We start from the raw sequence: 19,641 nt of genomic DNA, 5'->3' as shown, positions 1-19,641 counted from the left end.
GCTTTCAACTCTCCGTGATTCAGGGGGACTTACGCGGCCGTGCCGACCTTGGCCGACGGCTCGGTGCGGATGGTGACCTCGTGGGCGTCGTTGACGTTCTTCGCGTCCACCGGGTTCCGGCGCGAGAGGAGCACGATGCCCCCGGCGAGGGCCGCACCGACCAGGGCGACGACCGCCGCGCCGATGTTGCCGCCGTTGGTGACCACGCTCGCGGAGACGCCGCCGACCAGCGCGGCGGCGGGCAGCGTGACCATCCAGGCGATCACCATGCGGCCCGCGACACCCCAGCGCACCTCCGCCAGCCGTCGGCCGAGCCCGGCACCCAGGATGCTGCCGGATGCGACCTGCGTGGTGGACAGGGCGAAGCCCAGGTGCGCGGAGGTGAGGATGACGGTGGTGGAGGCGGTTTCGGCGGCGAAGCCCTGCGGCGACTGGATCTCGGTCAGACCCTTGCCCATGGTGCGGATGATCCGCCAGCCGCCCAGGTAGGTGCCGAGGCCGATGGCGAGCCCCGCGGAGGCGATCACCCACAGCGGCGGACCGGCGTCGTGGCCGAGAGAGCCCGCCGAGATCAGGGTCAGCGTGATGACACCCATGGTCTTCTGCGCGTCGTTCGTGCCGTGCGCGAGGGAGACGAGCGAGGCCGAGGCGATCTGGCCGATCCGGAAGCCCTTGGTCACCGACTTCTTGCGGGCGCGGTCGGTGAGCCGGTACGCGAGGTAGGTGGCCAGCAGCGCGGCGACACCGGCCACGATCGGCGAGGCCACCGCGGGTATCAGCACCTTCTCGACAACCTTGTCGAAGTGCACGCCGTGCGAGCCCGCTCCGACCCACACGGCCCCGATCAGCCCGCCGAACAGCGCGTGCGACGAACTCGACGGCAGCCCGACCAGCCAGGTCAGCAGATTCCAGAGGATCGCCCCGACCAGCCCCGCGAAGATCATGCCTGGGGTGACCAAGGTGTCGTCGACGATGCCACCGGAGATGGTCTTGGCGACCTCGGTGGAGAGGAAGGCGCCGACGATGTTGAGGATCCCGCTCACCAGAACCGCCGCTCTGGGCGTGAGCGCGCCGGTGGCGATGGATGTGGCCATCGCGTTGGCCGTGTCGTGGAAGCCGTTGGTGAAGTCGAAGGCGAGGGCTGTGACGATGACGACCGCCACCAAGAAGGTGATGTGGTCCATTCCTGCATGCAAACAAGCTCAGGCCAATGCTCGGCGAACTCGAGGCAAAGGCAGTACAAGGACAGTGCACGTAGCTCGTGGGAAACCCACCGGCGGCCGGCCGGCGGACCAGGCCCGCGTCCGCGGGGAGGACTCTGCCGGCCACATCGACCTTGCGCCGCTGCACGGCGATCCGTGCCCGCAGAAGCCCGTGGCGGCTCACCAGTTCCGGCGGATCCCGCAGCCGGGCGCCTGTGACGGCCTCTCCCTGTGCCGACGGTCTCGGGGACGGTGCGGAACAGCCGGACAGCGCCGTGGCGAGTGCGAGCAGCGCGACAGCGGCACGGCAGGTCGGCTTCGGTCGAGATGCCATCGCTGTCTCCGGAAGTGGCCGGGGAGGATCTGGAACGCGGCGCGGCGCGGTGTCACCCCGGTGGATCACCCGTCTCACCCGGTCGGACCCTGCCGCGCGGCCCGGTGCCACGGGTCCCGAGAACGTTGAGGAGGCATAGCCCCAAGGGCGAGCGCATGCGAAGACCTCGGGCGAAGCTCTCACAACATCTCAGAGGAAGACCTCAAGGGAAGCGAGAACACCATGGTGGCGTCTCCGGCTCTCGGCTCCGGACGCGGACTGACCCGCGCACGCGTCGCGGCGGCCGGGTGCGCCGTAGCGGTGTGCGCGACCGTGGCGGCCCCGGCCGCCGCGGAGGACGACACGTCCCGCGGCAAGCCCACGGTGGTGCTGATCCACGGCGCGTACGCGGACGGCTCGAGCTGGAACGGTGTCATCCAGCGCCTGGAGCGCCGCGGCTACCCCGTCATCGCCCCCGCCAATCCGCTGCGCGGTCTGTACACCGACTCCACCTACATCGCCTCCGTCCTGGACAGCATCAAGGGCCCGATCGTGCTGGTGGGCCACTCCTACGGCGGCGCGGTCATCAGCTCGGCCGCGGCGGGCCACCCCCGGGTCAAGTCGCTGGTGTACGTGTCCTCCCTGATGCCCGACAAGGGCGAGAGCGGACAGTCGCTGGCCACCCGGTTCCCCAGCGAGCTCGCCACCGCCACCAGGGCGGTCCCCTACCGGGCCGGTGACGGCATGCGGGGCACGGACCTCTACCTCAAGCGGGACAAGGTCCACCGAGTCTTCGCCGCGGACCTCCCGGCCAGTACGGCGAAGCTGCTGGCGGCGACCCAACGGCCCGCCGCTACGACCGCGTTCTCGGAGAAGGCCAAGGTGGCCGCGTGGCGGCAGATCCCGTCCTGGGTCCTCGTGGCCAAGCAGGACAAGACCATCAACCCCCGGCAGGAGCGTTTCCAGGCCAAGCGCGCCCACTCTCACACGGTGGAGATCAACTCCTCCCACGTGGCCATGATCGCCCACCCCCAGGAGGTCACCGACCTCATCATCAAGGCCGCCACGGCCACCGGCTCGGCCCGGCCGTCGCCCGCCGTCAAGCCTTCCGATTCCCGCGCCGGGGCGGAGTCCCGGCCCGCCGACACGGCCGCCGCGTGGGTGACCGGCGGCGCGGCGGCCCTTCTGCTGGGCGGCGGAGCCCTCGTCCTCGGCCACCGCCGACGTCGGCGGTCGCGTTCTTCGCTCAGGTAGGGCGGCTACAGCCAGCCGTGCTCGCGGGCGATGCGAGCCGCCACGTGGCGGTTTTCCGCGCCGAGTTTGGCCGCGGCGGCCGACAGATAGTTGCGCACCGTCCCGGGGGACAGCGCGGCCCGGGACGCGATCTCCGCCACCGGTGCCCCGTCCTCGGTCAGCGACAGCATTTCCGCCTCGCGGGGAGTGAGTGGCGATTCGCCCCCGGCGATGGCGTCCGCCGCCAGCTCGTGGTCGACGTAGCGGCCGTCCGTGTGCACCGTACGGATGATCTCCGCCAGTCGCCGCGCGGACACCGTCTTCGGCACGAAGCCGCGCACGCCCGCGCCCAGCGCTTGTTTCAGCGCCCCGCCCCGGGCGTGGCTGGTGACGATCATCGACGTGCACTCGGGCACCGCGTCCCGCAGCGTCGCCGCCACCGACACCCCGTCGCATCCGGGCATCCGCAGGTCCAGGACGGCCACGTCGGGGCGGTGTGCCCGGGCCATGGCCAGCGCCTCGTCGCCGGTTCCGGCCTCCGCCACGACGGTGATGTCGTCCTCCAGCGCGAGGAGCGAGGCGAGGGCGCCTCGGATGAGGTGTTCGTCGTCCGCGAGCAGAACCCTGATCATTCGGCCGTCTCCCAGGGAATCCTCGCGGTCAGGCGGAAGATCCCGCCCGGGCGCAGTTCGGTGGTCAGCGTGCCGTCCACCTCGGCCAGGCGCTCACGCAGTCCCGGCAGGCCGCTGCCGGTGCCGGGCCGGGGGGCCGTGCCTGCCCCGTCGTTCTCCATCACGAGCGCCACCCAGCCCGAGACCGTCGCGCGCACCGACACCTCGCAGCGCGAAGCGCCCTGCGCATGGCGGAGTATGTTCGTCGTGCCCTCGCGGACCACCCAGCCGAGCGCCGCCTGCGTGTGCGCGGGCAGCCGCGCCGCCGGGCCGTTCTCCATCCGGCAGTCGATCCCGGCCGCCTCCAGTACGGATCGGGCCCCGGCCAGCTCGGTGAGCAGGTCGGCGGTGCGGTAGCCGCGTACCACCGCGCGGATCTCCCGCTGTGACTCCTGCGCGATGTGCTGCACCTCCTCCATCTGGGCCACCGCCTCTTCCCGGCCCCGCCGCGCCAGCTGCACCGCGAGCTCGCTCTTCAGCGCCACCACCGCGAGGTTGCGGCCGAGCACATCGTGCAGGTCGCGGCCGAAGCGCAGCCGCTCCTCCGCGACGGCCAGCCGCGCCTGTGTCGCCCGCGCCTTGGCGAGCTCCTCGATCAGCCGCACGCTCCAGCCGGTGACCCGCATCCCCGTGGCCATGAACGGAACCATGAACAGGATCCCGCCGACCGCGAAGGCCAGCAGCTCCCCCGACAGCCCGCTGGCCATCGACGCGCCGAGCGCCGCCGCCGGCACCGCCCCGACCAGCACCACCCCGGTGCGGGTCGGCAGTGCCAGCATCGGCGGGCCCGCGTAGAACATCATCAGCCAGACCAGGTAGGTCACCAGCTCCCGGTCCCCGATGCGGCCGGCGGCCAGCAGCGCGCAGCCCACCGCGGCCATGGCCACGGTGGCGGCGACGTACAGCGCGACCAGCCCGACCGGGCGGGGTCCGGCACCGAGGTAGCGGCGCAGGGCCGCGCGGGAGAGCAGCAGATGGGCGCCGACGTGTGCCGCGCCCACCGCCGCCACCAGGGCCGACCCGAGCGTGCCGGCGTCCGACGTCTTGATCCAGAACGCCCACAGCGCGACCTCGGCGGCGGCGAAGGCGGCCAGGGTGCCGAGGGTGTAGCGGCGGTAGCGCTCGGGGCCGTCCGGGCCCCCGAGCCGCTCCACCCAGGTCTCCACGCTCAGGCTCCCCGGCCCCGTCACCGCGGGCCGCGACACCTCGGGCTCCGCCACCTCGGACTCCGCCGTTCTCAACTCCGCGGTCCCCAACGGAACCGCCGACGCACAGCAAACACTGCCAGGCCCGTCCATGCCAGCGCGAGGATCACCGCCCGGAGCTGATCCATAGCGGCCAGGTCACCCGTCCAGCCGCCCCGCAGCAGGTCCATCACCGGCGAGAACGGCAGCCAGGCGGCGATGTCGGCCATCGTGTCCGGCATCACCTCACGCGGCGCGAAGACCCCGGAGCCGGCCATGGTCACCAGCAAGAACGGCAGGAACGTCATCTGGGCACTCTCCGATGTCCGGGTGAACGCCGCCGTCAGCGCCGCCCCGGCGACCATCATCGCCACTCCGCCGAGCAGACCGAGCACCGCCAGGTGCGGCGCGGCCGGTGCGTCCGCGTCGAGGAACGCGGTCATCCCGACCGTCAGCAGCAGGGACTGCACGACCGCCAGCACGAACGCCGGGAGCGCGCTGCCGACGAGGATTTCCCAGTCGCGTACCTCGCCGCTGCGCAGCCGCTTGAGCACCAGCCCCTCGCGGCGCACCACGTACACGCCGACCAGATACGTGTAGACGGAGAAGAGAAGTGCCGTGGCCAGTGCGGCGGGCAGCATGACGGTGGCCACCGACAGGCCGGTGCCGCCCAGGTCCAGCTCCTCGACCGTGCCGCGCATCGCGAAGGCCATCACGCTGGGCAGGACCACCGCGGTGACCAGGGACGCCTTGCTGCGCAGCAGCAGCGTCAGCTCGGCGCGGCCGAGGGCGGCCATGCGGTCGGCGGCGGTGCGCCGGGTGGCCGTGGCCACGGACGTTCGTGTCGTACGGGCTGCTGGCGTCGTCATCGTGCCGCCTCGCTCTCCAGGCCCTTCGCGATCTCCATGAACGCCTCCTCCAGCGTGGCCGAGCGGGCGTCGAGACCGCGCAACTCCACGCCCTTGTCCCGGGCCCACACCAGCAGCGCCGTGGCCGTGCGCTGCAGATCGGCGGTCTCCAGCCGGACCATCCCCCCGGCCTCCTCGTAGCTGGTCACACCCAGCGGTGCGAGCGGTGGCACATCACCCAGGAAGTGGTCCCGGGGCAGCTCGAAGCTCATCCGCGAGGGCCGCTCGGCGACCACGTCGGCAACCCGCCCCGAGGTGGCGATCCGCCCCGCGTGCATGATGGCCAGCCGGTCGGCCAGCTGCTCGGCCTCTTCCAGATAGTGGGTGGTGAGCAGCACCGTCGTGCCCTGCTGCTTCAGCTCCCGGATCAGCTCCCAGGTCTCGCGGCGGGACTGCGCGTCCAGGCCGGTCGTCGGCTCGTCGAGGAACAGCACCTCGGGCCGTCCCAGCAGGGCCAGCGCGAGATCGAGGCGCCGGCGCTCGCCGCCGGAGAGCTGCTTGACCCGCACCGCCCCCCGCTTGGACAGCCGGGTCAGTTCCAGGGCCTCGGCCACGGGGCGGGCGCCGCTGGTGCAGCCCGCCCACATGCGTGCGGTCTCCGTGACCGTCAGCTCCGTCGGGAAGCCGCCCTCCTGGAGCATCACCCCGATACGGGGGCGGACGGCGGCGCGTTCGCGGTACGGGTCGCGGCCGAGCACCCGGACGGTTCCGGCGGTGGGGGTGGCCTGCCCCTCCAAGACCTCGAGGGTGGAGGTCTTACCGGCCCCGTTGGTCCCCAGCAGCGCGAAGAGCTCACCGCGGGCGACCGTGAGGTCGATGCCACGCACGGCCTCGAAGCCCCGATAGTGCCGCCGTAGGTCGGCGGTTTCGATCACAGTGTCCATGCATTCCAGACTCCCGGCGCGGCGGGCCCGATGGCAGTGCGGTCTGTCATGCGTCCATCTGACATCTGTCATGCGAACCCTGGAGATACGTCACCGGAGATACCGTCAGAGGTCTTTGACGGCGTCGGTGAGCGCCTGGTCGAGGATGGCGGCACCGTGGGCGATCTCGTTGTCGCTCGCGGTCAGCGGGGGCGCGATCCGGAAGGTGCCTCCCATGCCGGGCAACTGGACGATGTTCATGTGCAGCCCGAGTTCGAAGCAGCGCCGGGTGACGGCCGCGCCGAGCCGGTCGGCGCCACCGGTGCCCAGGATATGATCGCCGGCCAGTTCCATTCCCAGCAGCAGCCCACGGCCGCGGACGTCGCCGACGGCGTCGTGGCGGGTGGCCAGCGCGTCGAGATGACCGCGCAGTGCCGTGCCGAGCTCGCGCGCACGCTCATCGAGGCGGTCGCGGACCAGTACCTCGAGGACGGTGTTGCCGACGGCGGCCGGCAGCGGGTCGCTGACGTGGGTGGTGAAGAACAAGAACCCCCGCTCATGCGCCCGCTGCTCGATCTCCGGGCTGGTCACCACCGCGGCCAGCGGCAGCCCCGCGCCGAGCGTCTTGGACAGCGTGAGGATGTCCGGGACGACGCCCTCGTGCTCGAAGGCGTACCAGTCGCCGGTGCGGCACAGCCCGGTCTGCGCCTCGTCGAGGATCAACAGCATGTCCCGCTCACGGCACTTCTGCGCCAGGGCGGCGAGATAGCCCGGCGGGAGTTCGATGACGCCGCCGGAGCTGAGGATCGGTTCGACCAGGCAGGCGGCGAGGCTGCCGACCGACTGGGCGTCGATCAGGTCGAAGCCCAGGTCGAGCTGGCGGCGCCAGTCGAGCGCGCCCTCGGCGTCGACGATGTCGGGGTGGAAGCGGTCCGGGACCGGCAGTGCGAAGTTGCCCGGCGCGGCGGGTCCGTAGCCCTTGCGGCCGGCGCTGTAGGTGGCGTTCGCGGCGGCCTGGGTCATCCCGTGCCAGGACCGGGCGAACGAGACGATCTCATGGCGGCCGGTGACGAGCTTCGCCATCCGCACCGCGGCCTCGTTCGCCTCCGCCCCCGTGGTCAGGAGCAGCACCTTCTCCAGCGGCTCGGGCAGGGTCTCGGCGAGCCGGCGAGTGAGGTCGACGACCGGGCGGCTGAGCATGCCGCTGTGCAGGTGATCGAGGAGGGCGACCTGCTCGCGAACCGTCGCGACGATCGCCGGGTGGGAGTGGCCGAGGATCGCGCTCATCTGGCCGGAGGTGAAATCGAGCAGCTCGCGACCGCTCTCGGTGAACACCGATGTGCCCGCGGCGCGGGCGATGATCTCGGGGGTGAACGGGGCGTGGCCGCTGTAGCGGATGAGGTGGCGCTCCGGGGCGGCACCGGCAGTCTCGGAAGGCATATGAACGACGGTAGGGATGCGCCGCTGCGCGCGTCCATCGCACAGATCCGACCGCTCTGTCAGGTGGAACCGTACAGCGAGATCGTACGGCCGAACCTACAATCGGGCCCATGCTCAACTCGGGCCGGCTGCGGCTGCTCAGCCTGCTGGAAACTCTGGGTACCGTCCGCGCGGTCGCCGAGACGCTGCATCTGAGCGCCTCGACGGTGTCCCAGCAACTGGCGGTCCTCGAAACCGAGACCCGATGCCGGCTGCTGGAGCGGACCGGGCGGAAGGTGCGGCTGACCCCGGCCGGTCTCCTGTTGGCCCGTCGCGGCCGGGAGATCCTGGACCAGATGGCCGAGGCCGAGGCCGAGTTGCACGCCCTGAACGACGAGCCCATCGGCACCGTACGGCTCGGGGCGTTCCAGAGCGCCATCTACACCCTCGCGGTCCCGGCGGCGACCCGCCTGGCCACCACCCACCCGCGGCTGCACCTGGAACTGATCGAGCTGGAGCCGCACGAGAGCGGACCGGCCCTCCGCTCGGGGGAGGCGGACGTCATCGTCACCACCACCGACTACGTCGGCCTCTCATGGGGCGCGGACCTCGAGATCATTCCCCTGGGAACCGACCCGATCGTGCTGGTGCTGCCACCTGACCACCCCCTCACCGGCCGCACGACGGTGAATCTCGCGGCATGCGCGGAGGAGGTCTGGGCGTGTGACCGACCGCAGTCGTATATGGCGGATCTGACCGTACGGCTGTGCCGCGAGTCGGGCTTCGAACCCCGGGTGGCCTGCCGGTTCAGCAACTATCTGATGCTGCTGCAACACGTCGAGTCGGGCCGGTCGATCGCCCTGCTGCCCGCCCTCGCCATCACACCGGACCACGCCGTCGCCACCCGGGAGCTGAGCACACCGGTGCACCGCAACGTCGCCATCGCGGTGCGCCGCGGCACTACGCAGCGCGCGGCGGTGCACGCGGTCGTCGCGGCGCTGCGCGACCACCCCGAACTCCCGGCCCTGTCCGCACCGCACCAGCGCCCCGGCCGGGAACAGGGTGGCTTCGGTGCGTGATATTTTCGGTGCTGCCGTGCGCTGCCGCGAACCGAGGAGGTGAGACCGATCAACGCTGTGACAGGTCGGGCCTCCCTCCCCCGCATGGTCTAGGGAGTGCCCGCGGAAGGCATCCCGAAAGGCTTGAAACGCCATGCGCTTCATCTCTGAGACATCGTCCGACGGTGTCCGCGAACAGCTCTTCACCCTTGGTGAGATTCCCGGTGTGCTGTGGACACCGGAAGGTGCCGCCGGTACGCGTCCCCTGATCCTGATGGGGCACGGTGGCGGTCAGCACAAGAAGGCCCCCGACATCCTGGCCCGCGCGCGCCGCTACGTGGCCGAGTGCGGTTTCGCGGTGGTGGCGGTCGACGTACCCGGGCATGGCGACCGTCCGGTGGTCGAGGAGTACGACCGGATCGCGACCGAGAACCAGGCTCGGGTGGCGGCCGGAGAAGAACTGGCCCCGCTCATCGCCGACTTCCAGGCGCTCGTGGCCCGCCGGACCGTCCCGGAATGGCGGGCGGTCCTGGACGCGGTTCAGCGACTCGAACACGTCGGCGCCGGGCCGGTGGGCTACTGGGGGGTCTCGCTGGGGTGCGGACTCGGCGTTCCGTTCGTTGCCGCCGAACCCCGGGTCCGCGCGGCGGTGCTGGGCCTGAGTGGGGCTCTGGCCTCGGCCGGGGACGCCGCGCGGATCACCGTCCCGGTGGAGTTCCTGGTGCAGTGGGACGATGAACGAGTGCCGCGGGCCGAGAGCTTGGCGCTGTTCGACGCCCTGGCCTCGGCCGAGAAGACGCTGCACGCCAACCCGGGCAGGCACGGGGACGTCCCCGCCTTCGAGCTGGACAGCGCGCTGCGGTTCTTCGCCCGGCACCTCGGCTGATAGCGCCGCCCGGCACAGCCGCGCCGATCGCGGCACGGCTGTGCCGGGGGGGCTCAGGTGATCCGGGCGTATTCGCGGAACTCCCAGTCGGTGACGTATCGCTGGAACCTGGCCAGCTCATCGCGCTTGAAGGTGAGGAAGGCGTCCACGAAGGGCTTGCCGAGCACATCGGTGAGCCGGTCGTCGGCTTCGAGCGCGTCGAGTGCCTGGCCGAGGCCGGTCGGCAGCGCGGCGGCGGTGCCCCTGTCGTGGCCTTGGCCGGTCATCGGCGCCGCGGGCTCCTCGGCGGCGGCGATGCCCAGATGGGCCGCGGCGAGCACACCGGCGATGGCGAGGTAGGGATTGGCGGTGGCATCGCCGAGGCGCACTTCCAGACGGGTGGCGCCGCCGCGCTCGGGCGGGATGCGCACCAGGGCGTTGCGGTTGTCCAGCCCCCAGTTGATCAGCCAGGGGGCTGTCGTGTCCGGGCCGAAGCGCTTGTACGAGTTGACGGTGGGGTTGAGGAGCGCGGAGAGCGCGGGGGCGTGGGCGAGCACCCCGGCCAGGGCGTGGCGAGCCGTGGCGGACAGGCCGTAGGCGCCCCGGGGCGCGTCGAACACGTTCCGGCCCTCCGCATCGACGAGGGAGAGGTGGAGGTGGAAACCCGAGCCGCCTCCGTCGTTGAACGGCTTGGCCATGAACGTGGCCAACCTGCCCTCCGCATGGGCGAGTTCCTTGACAGCGGCCTTGAAGCGAAAGGCCCGGTCGGCGGCGTCCAGCGCCTCGCAGTGGCTGAGGTTGATTTCGAACTGGCCGCTGTCGAACTCGCGGTTGCCGCCGCTGACGTCGAGCCCGAGGGCGTGCAGCGCCCGGACGGTCCGCAGCAGGTGCCCGTCCGGGTCGCCCTTGCGGCCGGTCGTATAGACGTGGCCCGGGGCGGGGGCGTAGCGCCGCCAGCCGACGGGCGAGGCCGGGTCCGGGTCGAGCAGGACGTACTCCAGCTCCGGGCCCACGACCGCGGTCAGGTCCCCGTCGATCAGCAGGCCGATGACCTGCCGCAGCAGATCCCGTGGCGATTCGGGCACGGGCAGTCCGGTGGCCGGGTCCCGGACGTCGCCGATGCACCCGGCCACACCCGGTTCCCACGGCAGCGCGACGAGCGTGGTGAGGTCGGGGCGTACGAGGATGTCCGGCATACCGGCTTCGAGACCGCCCGGGATGTGCGAGTGATCGCCCAGCGCGCCCGTGTGATACACGGCCCGGCTGAAGGCGAGTCCATGGCCGACCGCATGGGGCAGGTGGTGCAGCAGGATGTCCCGGCCGCGGTCGGAGCCCATCATGTCGGGATAGGCGACCCGTACGACGTCGATGCCCTCGGCGGCGAGTGCCTCGGTCCTCTGGCGGACGCGGTCGGCTGTCTCGGCGCTCAATGGTCGCTCCGCAAAGTTATTTGATGCCAAACGGGAGGGCCCACACGATACGAGGCGGCCGGGCCGTCCACAAGGGATCGCCGCGATGCGACCAGGGCGCGAACGCCCCGGCGCCCGGCGCACCCGGGGATACATTTGATCGCGAACGAATGACACGGCGGTCCTTGCCGCCCGCAGCCGAGGAGGATGCCATCGTGCCCGGGCGCCGCCGATCCATCACCGAGACCGAACAGGCCGTCCAGGAACGGCTCGGCGGCTTCGAGTTGCAGCGCGAACAGATGGCCGCCGTCGCCAACATCCACCGCGCCGCCGCGGCCGTTCGCCAGCACCTGGAGAACTCCGTGCTGCGCCCGCACGATCTGACCTGGACCGGCTTCGTGGTCCTGTGGGTGCTGTGGATCTGGGGCGAGGCCGAGACCTGGTCGGTCGCGGAGGAGGCGGGCGTTTCCAAGGGGACACTGACCGGGATCGCGCGCACTCTCGAGTCACGCCACCTGGTGGCCCGCGCGCCGCACCCCGACGACGGCCGGCGCGTCCTGCTCTCGCTGACCCCCGAGGGCGAGGTCCTCATGGAGCGCCTCTTCCCCGCGTTCAACGCCGAAGAGGCGTTCGTCGCCACCCCGCTCAGCGCCGAGGACTGTCTGCGACTCGCCAACGGGCTGCGCGCCATCGTGGCCCAGTTGGAGGCGCACGGCGAAGAGCGCCGACGGCAGCTCCTCGACGGAAGGGACCTGGCCCCGCGCCGCTCGGGCCGCCGCTCCCGCCAGTGACCACGCCCGGGGGCGGCACCTCGGCGCGGCCTCCCGGCGCGGCACCCGGCCACCGAAGGCCACCACGGCAACCTTGACCCCGCCTCGTGGCAGAGTTAGCTTGTTTGGGGCCAAACAAGCTGGAGGATCGGGACATGCCCCAACAGCCGGACACAGCTGTGCACGAGGCGCGGATCGCCGGCGTCGCCGTCGACACCCGACACTGGATCGGCGGCCGGCGCGTGGCGTCCGCCGACACCTTCCCCGACGTCTCGCCGATCGACGGCAGCACCCTCGCCCGCATCGCCCGCGGCGGCCCCACCGAGGCCGAGGCCGCCGTGGCCGCCGCGAAGGCCGCCTTCCCCGGCTGGGCGGCCACTCCCTGGGCCGAGCGCGCCCGCATCCTCCACGCCATCGCCGACGGGGTGGAAAAGCGCCTCGAAGAGCTGGCGATCGTCGAGACCACCGACAACGGCGCGCTTCTGCGCTCGCACCGCCGGGGTGTGATGCCACGCGTCGCCCGCAACTTCCGCTTCTTCGCGGACTGGCTGCTGACACTGGGCCACGAGGACTTCGCCACGCACACCGGCGGCCCCGCCGCGCCCGGCTACACCAACCACGTCAGCTGGGACCCGGCGGGCCCGTGTGTGCTGATCACCCCGTGGAACGCTCCGCTGATGCTGGCCACGTGGAAGGTCGCCCCGGCCCTGGCCGCCGGGAACACGGTGGTCCTCAAGCCCGCGGAGTGGTCCCCGCTGACCGCCTCGCTGCTCGCGGACATCGCGGCCGAGGCGGGACTGCCACCCGGTGTGCTCAATGTCGTCCAGGGCCACGGGGCCGAGATCGGCGACGACCTCACCTCCCACCCGGACGTCCGCCGGATCAGTTTCACCGGCTCGGTGGCGACCGCCCGGCGCATCGCCGCCTCGGCCGCACCGAACCTGACCCCGCTGAGCCTGGAACTCGGTGGCAAATCACCGCTGTTGGTCTTCGCGGACGCGGATCTAGAGCTGGCCGTCGACCTGGCCGTGGAGCAGTTCGACAACGCCGGGCAGGTGTGTCTGGCCGCCACTCGCCTCCTTGTCGAGGAGTCGATCGCGGACGAGTTCACCGAGCGCTTCGTGGCGAAGGTCGCCCGGTTGCGGCAGGGCGATCCGCGCGAGGAGGCCACCGACATCGGGCCCACCATCCACCCCCGCCAGATCGAGCGGATCGACGGCTTCGTGCGGCGGGCGGTCGCGTCCGGTGCCCGCGTGGTCCTCGGCGGCGGCTCCCACGCCCGGCTCGGCGGTCTGTACTACCGGCCCACGCTCCTCACCGATGTCGCCCAGGACTCGGAGGTCGTCCAGGAGGAGGTCTTCGGCCCGGTCCTGACCCTGCAGACGTTCGTGGACGAGGCGGAGGCGATCCACCTCGCCAACGACACCCGCTTCGGGCTGGCCGCCACCCTCGCCACCGGCGACCACCGGCGCGCCGAGCGCGTCACCGCCCAGTTGGTGGCGGGCACGGTCTGGGTCAACTGCTTCTTCGTACGCGACCTGCGGGCGCCCTTCGGCGGCTCCCGCCTCTCCGGCGTCGGCCGTGAGGGCGGCACCTGGAGCTTCGACTTCTACTGCGACCTGAAGAACCGCGTGATGGCCCCGAAGGGATTCCACGACCATGGGTGAGATCGTCGGGGCCGGTCTGCTCGCCCATGTCCCCACCATCGTGCTCCCGGAGGAGACCCGCCGCGAGCTCAACGACGGCAAGGAGATCACCCTCGTCACCGGTCTCCGGCAGCTCCGCGAGGACGTCTTCGCGCGCGACGACTACGACACCGTCGTCGTCCTGGACTCCCACTGGGCCACCACGGTCGAGTTCGTCGTGACGGCCCAGCCGCGGCGCGCCGGGCTGTACACCTCCGAGGAGCTGCCGCGCGGCATGTGCCGGATGCCGTACGACTTCCCCGGCGACCCCGAACTCGCCAACGCCATCACGCACTTCGCCGACGCACACGCCACCTTCATCACCGCGATCGACGACGCCTGTCTGCCGATCCAGTACGCCACCGTCAACCTGTGGAAGTTCCTGGGCGAGGGCCTGCCCGGCAAGCGGTGGATGACGATCGGGGTCTGCCAGACCGGCGACATGGAGGACCACTTCCGGCTGGGCCGGGCGCTCGCCGACGGCATCGCCGCCACACCCGGCCGCCGTGTTCTCCTGATCGCCTCCGGCGCCCTCTCGCACACCTTCTGGCCGCTGCGCGAGATCCGGGACCACGAGTCCAGCGACCCGCGCCACATCTTCACCCCCGAGGCGAGAGCGGCCGACGAGGAGCGCATCGCCTGGTTCAAGGAAGGCCGCCACGACAAGGTCCTCGACACCATGGACACGTTCTGGACGTACCGGCCCGAGGCGAAGTTCTTCCACTACCTGATGATGGCCGGTGCGCTCGGCGAGCGGGCGTGTGTCGCCCGGGCCCGCCAGTACGGCGCGTACGAGAACGCCGTCGGCACCGGTCAGGCCCACCTCTGGTTCGACCGCCCGGCCGACGGCTGGACCGGCGCCGGCTCGCCCGCCTCCGCCACCGCGCGCACCCCGCACAGCCCCGTCTGAGGAGAGCCGACATGCCCGAATACCGCCGCATCCTCCTCGACGGCGCCGTGGTGGAGACCGTCCGCGAGGGCGACGCACTCGTCACCGGCGACGGTCGCCGCGTCACGGCCCAGGAGGCCCGGCATCTGCCGCCCGTGGTCCCCTCCAAGGTGATCGCCGTCCACCTCAACCACCTCAGCCGCGTCGCCGAGTTCCAGAGCCGGCTCCCCGCGGCCCCCACGTACTTCCACAAGCCGACCTCGGCGCTCAACTCCCACCAGGGCGCCGTCGTCCGTCCCGAGGGCTGCGAGTGGCTCAACTACGAGGGCGAGGTCGCCATCGTCATCGGGAAGACCACCCGGAACATCGCGCCTGAGCAGGCGGCGGAGCACATCGCCGGTTATACGATCGCCAATGACTTCGGCCTGCACGACTTCCGGGACACCGACGCCGGTTCGATGCTCCGCGTCAAGGGGTCCGACACCCTGTGCCCGCTGGGTCCGGGGCTGGTCACCGGCTGGGACTTCCATGGCAAGTACCTGCGCACCTACGTCAACGGCAGGCCGGCGCAGGACGGCTCCACCGACGAGATGAAGTGGGACATGCACTACCTCGTCGCCGACATCGCCCGCACCATCACGCTCTACCCCGGCGACGTCCTGCTCTCCGGGACGCCCGCCAACTCCCGCCCCGTACAGCCCGGCGATGTCGTGGAGGTGGAGGTGGAGGGCCTGGGCCGGCTCACCAACCACATCGTCACCGGCCCGACCCCCATCCGCACCGACGTCGGCGCGCAGCCCACCGAGTCGGAGGAGGTCCGGTCCACCGCCCTCGGCGGCGACTGGGAGTTCCGCGGCATCCGCCCGCCCAAGCGGCCCTGAACAAAAGCTCGTCGTGACCAAGGAGTGGACCATATGGATCTGAACGGCTGGCTCGCCGCGGCCCTGGCGTCGAACGCCGATTGGGCGAAGACCTTCGGCCCCTACCAGGCCCATCCGGCGCTGGCGGTGGACGACGACCGGTTCGCCGCCGCGTTCGAGGTCTTCACCGAGCGACTCAAGGACAACTACCCCTTCTTCCATCCCCGTTACGCGGGCCAGATGCTCAAGCCGCCGCATCCGGCGGCGGTCGTGGGCTACCTCACGGCGATGCTGATCAACCCCAACAACCACGCCCTGGACGGCGGCCCGGCCACCGCCGACATGGAGCGGGAAGCCGTCGAGCAGCTCGCCACGATGTTCGGCTACGACACCCATCTCGGGCACCTGACCACCAGCGGCACCATCGCCAACCTCGAGGCGCTCTTCGTGGCGCGCGAGCTGCACCCCGGCAAGGGCGTCGCCTACAGCACCGAGGCCCATTACACCCACGGCCGGATGTGCGGTGTCCTGGGCGTGGAGGGCCATCCGGTCCCGATCGACGACCTCGGCCGTATCGACCTCGACGCGCTGGAGGAGCTTCTGCGGACCGGCAGCGTCGGCACCGTCGTGCTCACGGCCGGCACCACCGGGTTCGGCGCCGTCGATCCGATCCACGAGGCGCTGGCGCTGCGCGAGCGCTACGGTGTGCGCATCCACGTCGACGCCGCCTACGGCGGTTTCTTCACCCTGCTGGCCGGGGCGGAGGGGCCCGAGGGCCTGCCCGAGGAGCCGTGGCGGGCCATCGCCGAGGCCGATTCCATCGTCGTGGACCCGCATAAACACGGCCTCCAGCCGTATGGCTGCGGCGCCGTGCTGTTCCGTGATCCCTCGGTCGGCCGGTTCTATCTGCACGACTCGCCGTACACCTACTTCACCTCCGAGGAGCTGCACCTCGGCGAGATCAGCCTGGAGTGTTCGCGCGCGGGCGCGGCCGCCGCCGCCCTGTGGCTCACCTTCCAGCTGATACCGCCCACGCGCGAGGGGCTGGGGCAGTCGCTCGCGGCGGGTCGGCGCGCGGCCCTGCGCTGGGCCGAACTCATCGGGAACTCCGAGCACTTGGAGCTGTACCAGGCCCCGGAACTGGACATCGTCAGCTACTTCCCGGTGACCGAGGCCGCCACGCTGTCGCAGATCGACGCGGCCAGCGCCCGGATCCTGCAGGAGGGGATGACGGACGGCGACCCGGTCTTCGTGAGCACGGTCCGCCTCGGCGCCGATCGCCTGGCGGCCCTCCATCCGAAGCTCATCCGGGACGCGGACGGTGCGCGCATCCTGCGCAGTGTGCTGATGAAGCCGGAGTCCGAGAGCTACATCGACCAGCTCCACGCCCGCCTGGAGCGGCTCGCGCGTGGGTGACGGTCGCCGCCCTGCCCCCTCAGCTCATCCGCGTCAGGAGCGTGACGGCATGACCGGCGTCCACGGCTACTTCCCGCCCAAGACCGCCACCGGCGCCTCGGCCCTCATCCCCTCCCCGCCGTGGCACTACTCCGGCGACCTGCTCACCATCGAGTACCGCACCGACCCGGCGCGCGTGCGCGAACTGCTGCCCGAGCCGTTGGAGCCGGCCGCCGAGGATCCGGGAGCGGTCGCGCTGATCTGGGCCGACTGGCAGTCCTGCGCGACCGGCGGGCGGGAGCTGCTGGACCCGGTGCTCTCCCAGTACAAGGAGACCTTCGCGGTCGTCCGCTGCGCCTACCGGGGCCGGACGTACTCCCGCTGTGTCTACATCTGGGTCGACAAGGACTTCGCGATCGCCCGCGGACTGCATCAGGGATATCCGAAGAAGCTCGGCTCCATCCATCAGACCCGCCCCCACCCATACGGGCCCGCCCCGCGCATCGAGGCGGGAGCCCGGTTCGGCGCGACCCTCGCCGCGGCCGACCGGCGCCTCGCCCAGGCCGTGGTGACCTTGCGCGAGCCGTCGGAGACCGGCGGCTTCGTCAACGGCCACCCCATGGCCCACCACCGCTGGCTGCCCTCGATCGAGAACGGCAAGGGGCTCGCCCTCGACGAACTGGTCGAGTCCGGCGCCGCCTCCTTCGAGGGCGGGCGGCCATGGGTCGGCGACGCCGAGCTGGAGCTGTTCGAGGCGCCCACCGAGGAGCTGGCCCGGCTGGAGATCCACGAGCCGATCGCCGCGTACTACCGCCAGGTCGGCGTGGTCTGGGACGGCGGCCGGCTGCTGGAGTCCGGCACCTCGCAGGCCCGGTAGAAACCCCGTCTGCGACGATCTCCGCGTGGACTACCCGAACGACCAGGCCCCCGGCGCGCCCGTCCGCTCCGGCATCCCGGAGCACGGCCGCGTGCCCAAGTACTACGCCGTCAAGGCCCAGATCGACCGGCTCGTAGACGAGTTGGGTGAGGGCTCCCCCATCCCCACCGAGCGTGATCTCTCCGAGCGGTTCGAGGTCGCCCGGGAGACGGTACGCCAGGCGCTGCGCGAGCTGGTGCTGGAGGGCAAGCTGCGGCGGCAGGGCCGCGGCACGGTGGTCGCGGGCCCCAAGCTGGCGCAGCCGCTGTCGCTGGCCAGCTACACCGAGGGCGTACGGCGCCAGGGGCGCACCCCCGGCCGTTCGCTGGTCACCCTCGACCGCTTCCCCTGCCCCGACGCACTCGCCGCCGAGACCGGCCTCACCCGCGGCGAGCCCGTCTGGCATCTGGAACGGGTTCTGCTCGCGGATGACGAGCGGGTCGGCCTGGAGAGCACGTACGTGGCCGAGGCCCGCGTGCCCGATCTGGACACCGCCTTCGATCCGGACTCCTCCTTCTACGCCTACCTCGCCGAGCGGGACATCGTCTTCGGCGACGCCGACGAGCGGATCGAGACCGTGCTGGCCACACCGCGCGAGGCCCTGCTCATCGGCACCCCGCCGGCCCTGCCGATGCTGCTCATCCACCGCGTTTCGCGGGACACCGCCGGGCGTCCGCTGGAGCGGGTGCGGACGCTGTACCGGGGCGACCGGTTCTCCTTCACGACACATCTGAGCGGCTGAAAAATGCCCCTTTGCCCCCACTTGTAGCATCACAAAAAGATAACGGGTCTAGCCCAAATGTGATGCCCGGTTCACGCTCTCGTTGACAGCCGGATTCCTCCGGTTCCCCAAACGCATGGAGCGTGACGGTCGTGAGAGTGATAATCGTCGGAGCCGGCGTGGTGGGCACCATGCACGCCTGGCACGCAGTGGAACGCGGCCATGAGGTCGTACAGATCGAGCGCGAGACGGAGGCTCGCGGCGCCTCGCTACGCAATTTCGGCCAGATCTGGGTGAGCGGCCGAGCGGGGGGCGAGGAGCTGGACACCGCGCTGCGGGCCCGGGAGCTGTGGGAGGACATCGGCGGCCGCGTTCCGGCGCTGGGCTTCCGTCCGAACGGTTCCCTGACCCCGGTCCGCGGCGAGCTGGAGCTGGCCGTCGCCGAGGCCGCCGTCGCCCGCGCGGACGCCGCCGCGCGCGGCTACAAGCTGCTGACCGCGGGCGAGGCACGGGCCCTCAACCCCGCCCTGCGCGGGGAGTTCGCCGCCGCCCTGTACTGCGAGCGGGACGCGGCCGTCGAGCCGCGCACCGCCCAGCTCGCCCTGCGCGCCGAGTTGCTGAACTCCCCGCGGTACACCTTCCTGCCCGGCCGCGAGGTCCGGGAGGTGATCGGCGAGCGGGCCGTCCGCGACGACCACGGCGAGGTGCACACCGGTGACGCCGTCGTCCTGTGCACCGGCGCCTGGCTCGGCGGCCTGGTCCGCGAGCTGGCCGGTCCGGATCTGCCGGTGCGCCGCGTCCGGCTCCAGATGATGCAGACCGACCCCCTGGGCGAGCCGCTGACCACCTCGGTCGCCGACGCCGACAGCTTCCGCTACTACCCGGCGTACGCCTCCTCCGCCCTGGAGGAGCTGAACGCGCGGCAGCCGCAGGCCGACACGGCCGAGGAGCACCGTATGCAGCTGCTGATGGTGCAGCGCGCCGACGGCGGACTGACCATCGGCGACACCCACGAGTACGAGCACCCCTTCGCCTTCGACACCCTCGAGGACCCCTACGACCACCTCACCGGCGTCGTGGAGTCCCTCCTCGGCCGCCCGCTGCCGAAGATCCGGCGCCGCTGGGCCGGGGTGTACGCACAGTGCACGGACACCAGCCGGGTCGTGCACCGCCAGCGGGTGCGCGACGGTGTCTGGCTGGTCACCGGGCCCGGCGGGCGCGGCATGACCTGCTCGCCCGCGATAGCCGAAACCACCGCGAACGAACTGGGCTGGTGACGC

At 71.6% G+C, this 19,641-nt stretch carries 18 protein-coding genes; 11 read left to right on the top strand and 7 right to left on the bottom strand.

Features of this window, described 5'->3' with window-relative positions:
- Nucleotides 1–29: 29 nt before the first annotated feature.
- On the bottom strand, nt 30–1,184 hold the full coding sequence (locus tag J5X86_RS15800) for an inorganic phosphate transporter (protein WP_208517430.1): 1,155 nt from the start codon (nt 1,182–1,184) through the stop codon (nt 30–32).
- A gap of 574 nt (nt 1,185–1,758) precedes the next feature.
- Here J5X86_RS15800 and J5X86_RS15795 point away from each other — a divergent pair.
- Nucleotides 1,759–2,769 (top strand): alpha/beta fold hydrolase, encoded by a 1,011-nt coding sequence (locus J5X86_RS15795; protein ID WP_208517429.1) that lies wholly within the window; start codon nt 1,759–1,761, stop codon nt 2,767–2,769.
- A gap of 5 nt (nt 2,770–2,774) precedes the next feature.
- Here J5X86_RS15795 and J5X86_RS15790 read toward each other — a convergent pair whose 3' ends face one another.
- From J5X86_RS15790 to J5X86_RS15770, 5 genes are all read right to left on the bottom strand, one after another.
- A complete protein-coding gene (locus J5X86_RS15790) occupies nt 2,775–3,380 on the bottom strand; it encodes a DNA-binding response regulator (protein WP_208517428.1) in 606 nt (201 codons plus the stop codon).
- The gene (locus J5X86_RS15785) at nt 3,377–4,639 is read right to left on the bottom strand and encodes a sensor histidine kinase (protein ID WP_308124570.1); all 1,263 of its coding nucleotides are present in this window, start codon (nt 4,637–4,639) and stop codon (nt 3,377–3,379) included. Before J5X86_RS15785 ends, J5X86_RS15790 begins: the two co-directional genes overlap by 4 nt.
- 17 nt (nt 4,640–4,656) lie before the next feature.
- Nucleotides 4,657–5,472 carry an ABC transporter permease gene (locus tag J5X86_RS15780; RefSeq protein ID WP_208517426.1) on the bottom strand — a complete coding sequence of 272 codons (816 nt, stop codon included), beginning with the start codon at nt 5,470–5,472 and terminating at the stop codon, nt 4,657–4,659.
- Nucleotides 5,469–6,395: an ABC transporter ATP-binding protein gene (locus tag J5X86_RS15775; RefSeq protein ID WP_208517425.1), complete on the bottom strand. Its 927-nt coding sequence runs from the start codon at nt 6,393–6,395 to the stop codon at nt 5,469–5,471. The genes J5X86_RS15780 and J5X86_RS15775 overlap by 4 nt, the downstream gene beginning before the upstream one ends.
- A gap of 105 nt (nt 6,396–6,500) precedes the next feature.
- Entirely contained in the window at nt 6,501–7,814 is a 1,314-nt protein-coding gene (locus tag J5X86_RS15770; protein ID WP_208517424.1) for an aspartate aminotransferase family protein, read from the bottom strand.
- 110 nt (nt 7,815–7,924) lie between these two features.
- Between J5X86_RS15770 and J5X86_RS15765 the strand changes: the two genes are divergently transcribed.
- Both J5X86_RS15765 and J5X86_RS15760 read left to right on the top strand, forming a co-directional pair.
- Nucleotides 7,925–8,872, top strand: coding sequence for a LysR substrate-binding domain-containing protein (locus J5X86_RS15765; RefSeq protein WP_208517423.1), 948 nt, complete (start codon nt 7,925–7,927; stop codon nt 8,870–8,872).
- Between the two features lie 133 nt (nt 8,873–9,005).
- Nucleotides 9,006–9,737 (top strand): dienelactone hydrolase family protein, encoded by a 732-nt coding sequence (locus J5X86_RS15760; RefSeq protein ID WP_208517422.1) that lies wholly within the window; start codon nt 9,006–9,008, stop codon nt 9,735–9,737.
- Nucleotides 9,738–9,790: 53 nt separating this feature from the next.
- On the opposite strand, the gene J5X86_RS15755 is transcribed toward J5X86_RS15760, so the two are convergent.
- Nucleotides 9,791–11,146 carry a glutamine synthetase family protein gene (locus J5X86_RS15755; RefSeq protein WP_208517421.1) on the bottom strand — a complete coding sequence of 452 codons (1,356 nt, stop codon included), beginning with the start codon at nt 11,144–11,146 and terminating at the stop codon, nt 9,791–9,793.
- Nucleotides 11,147–11,340: 194 nt separating this feature from the next.
- On the opposite strand from J5X86_RS15755, the gene J5X86_RS15750 reads away from it, so the two are divergent.
- The 8 genes from J5X86_RS15750 to J5X86_RS15715 all read left to right on the top strand — a co-directional run bounded on the left by J5X86_RS15750 (nt 11,341) and on the right by J5X86_RS15715 (nt 19,638).
- Nucleotides 11,341–11,916, top strand: coding sequence for a MarR family winged helix-turn-helix transcriptional regulator (locus J5X86_RS15750; RefSeq protein WP_208517420.1), 576 nt, complete (start codon nt 11,341–11,343; stop codon nt 11,914–11,916).
- A gap of 134 nt (nt 11,917–12,050) precedes the next feature.
- On the top strand, nt 12,051–13,562 hold the full coding sequence (locus J5X86_RS15745) for an aldehyde dehydrogenase (protein ID WP_208517419.1): 1,512 nt from the start codon (nt 12,051–12,053) through the stop codon (nt 13,560–13,562).
- Nucleotides 13,555–14,490: a 3,4-dihydroxyphenylacetate 2,3-dioxygenase gene (locus J5X86_RS15740; protein ID WP_208517418.1), complete on the top strand. Its 936-nt coding sequence runs from the start codon at nt 13,555–13,557 to the stop codon at nt 14,488–14,490. Before J5X86_RS15745 ends, J5X86_RS15740 begins: the two co-directional genes overlap by 8 nt.
- A gap of 11 nt (nt 14,491–14,501) precedes the next feature.
- Nucleotides 14,502–15,350, top strand: a complete 849-nt coding sequence (locus J5X86_RS15735; protein ID WP_208517417.1) for a fumarylacetoacetate hydrolase family protein — start codon at nt 14,502–14,504, stop codon at nt 15,348–15,350.
- 33 nt (nt 15,351–15,383) lie between these two features.
- Nucleotides 15,384–16,745, top strand: coding sequence for an aminotransferase class I/II-fold pyridoxal phosphate-dependent enzyme (locus J5X86_RS15730; RefSeq protein WP_208517416.1), 1,362 nt, complete (start codon nt 15,384–15,386; stop codon nt 16,743–16,745).
- Between the two features lie 49 nt (nt 16,746–16,794).
- Complete coding sequence (locus tag J5X86_RS15725) at nt 16,795–17,601, top strand: acetoacetate decarboxylase family protein (RefSeq protein ID WP_208517415.1); 807 nt, start codon at nt 16,795–16,797, stop codon at nt 17,599–17,601.
- 25 nt (nt 17,602–17,626) lie between these two features.
- Nucleotides 17,627–18,382 carry a GntR family transcriptional regulator gene (locus J5X86_RS15720; RefSeq protein WP_208517414.1) on the top strand — a complete coding sequence of 252 codons (756 nt, stop codon included), beginning with the start codon at nt 17,627–17,629 and terminating at the stop codon, nt 18,380–18,382.
- Nucleotides 18,383–18,513: 131 nt separating this feature from the next.
- A complete protein-coding gene (locus tag J5X86_RS15715; protein WP_208517413.1) occupies nt 18,514–19,638 on the top strand; it encodes a TIGR03364 family FAD-dependent oxidoreductase in 1,125 nt (374 codons plus the stop codon).
- The last annotated feature ends 3 nt before the right edge of the window (nt 19,639–19,641 follow it).

Source organism: Streptomyces sp. NEAU-YJ-81, assembly GCF_017592595.1.
Taxonomy (GTDB): domain Bacteria; phylum Actinomycetota; class Actinomycetes; order Streptomycetales; family Streptomycetaceae; genus Streptomyces; species Streptomyces hygroscopicus_B.
The sequence above is the reverse complement of the archived record's forward strand: the minus strand, read 5'-3'. Positions and strand labels throughout refer to the sequence as shown.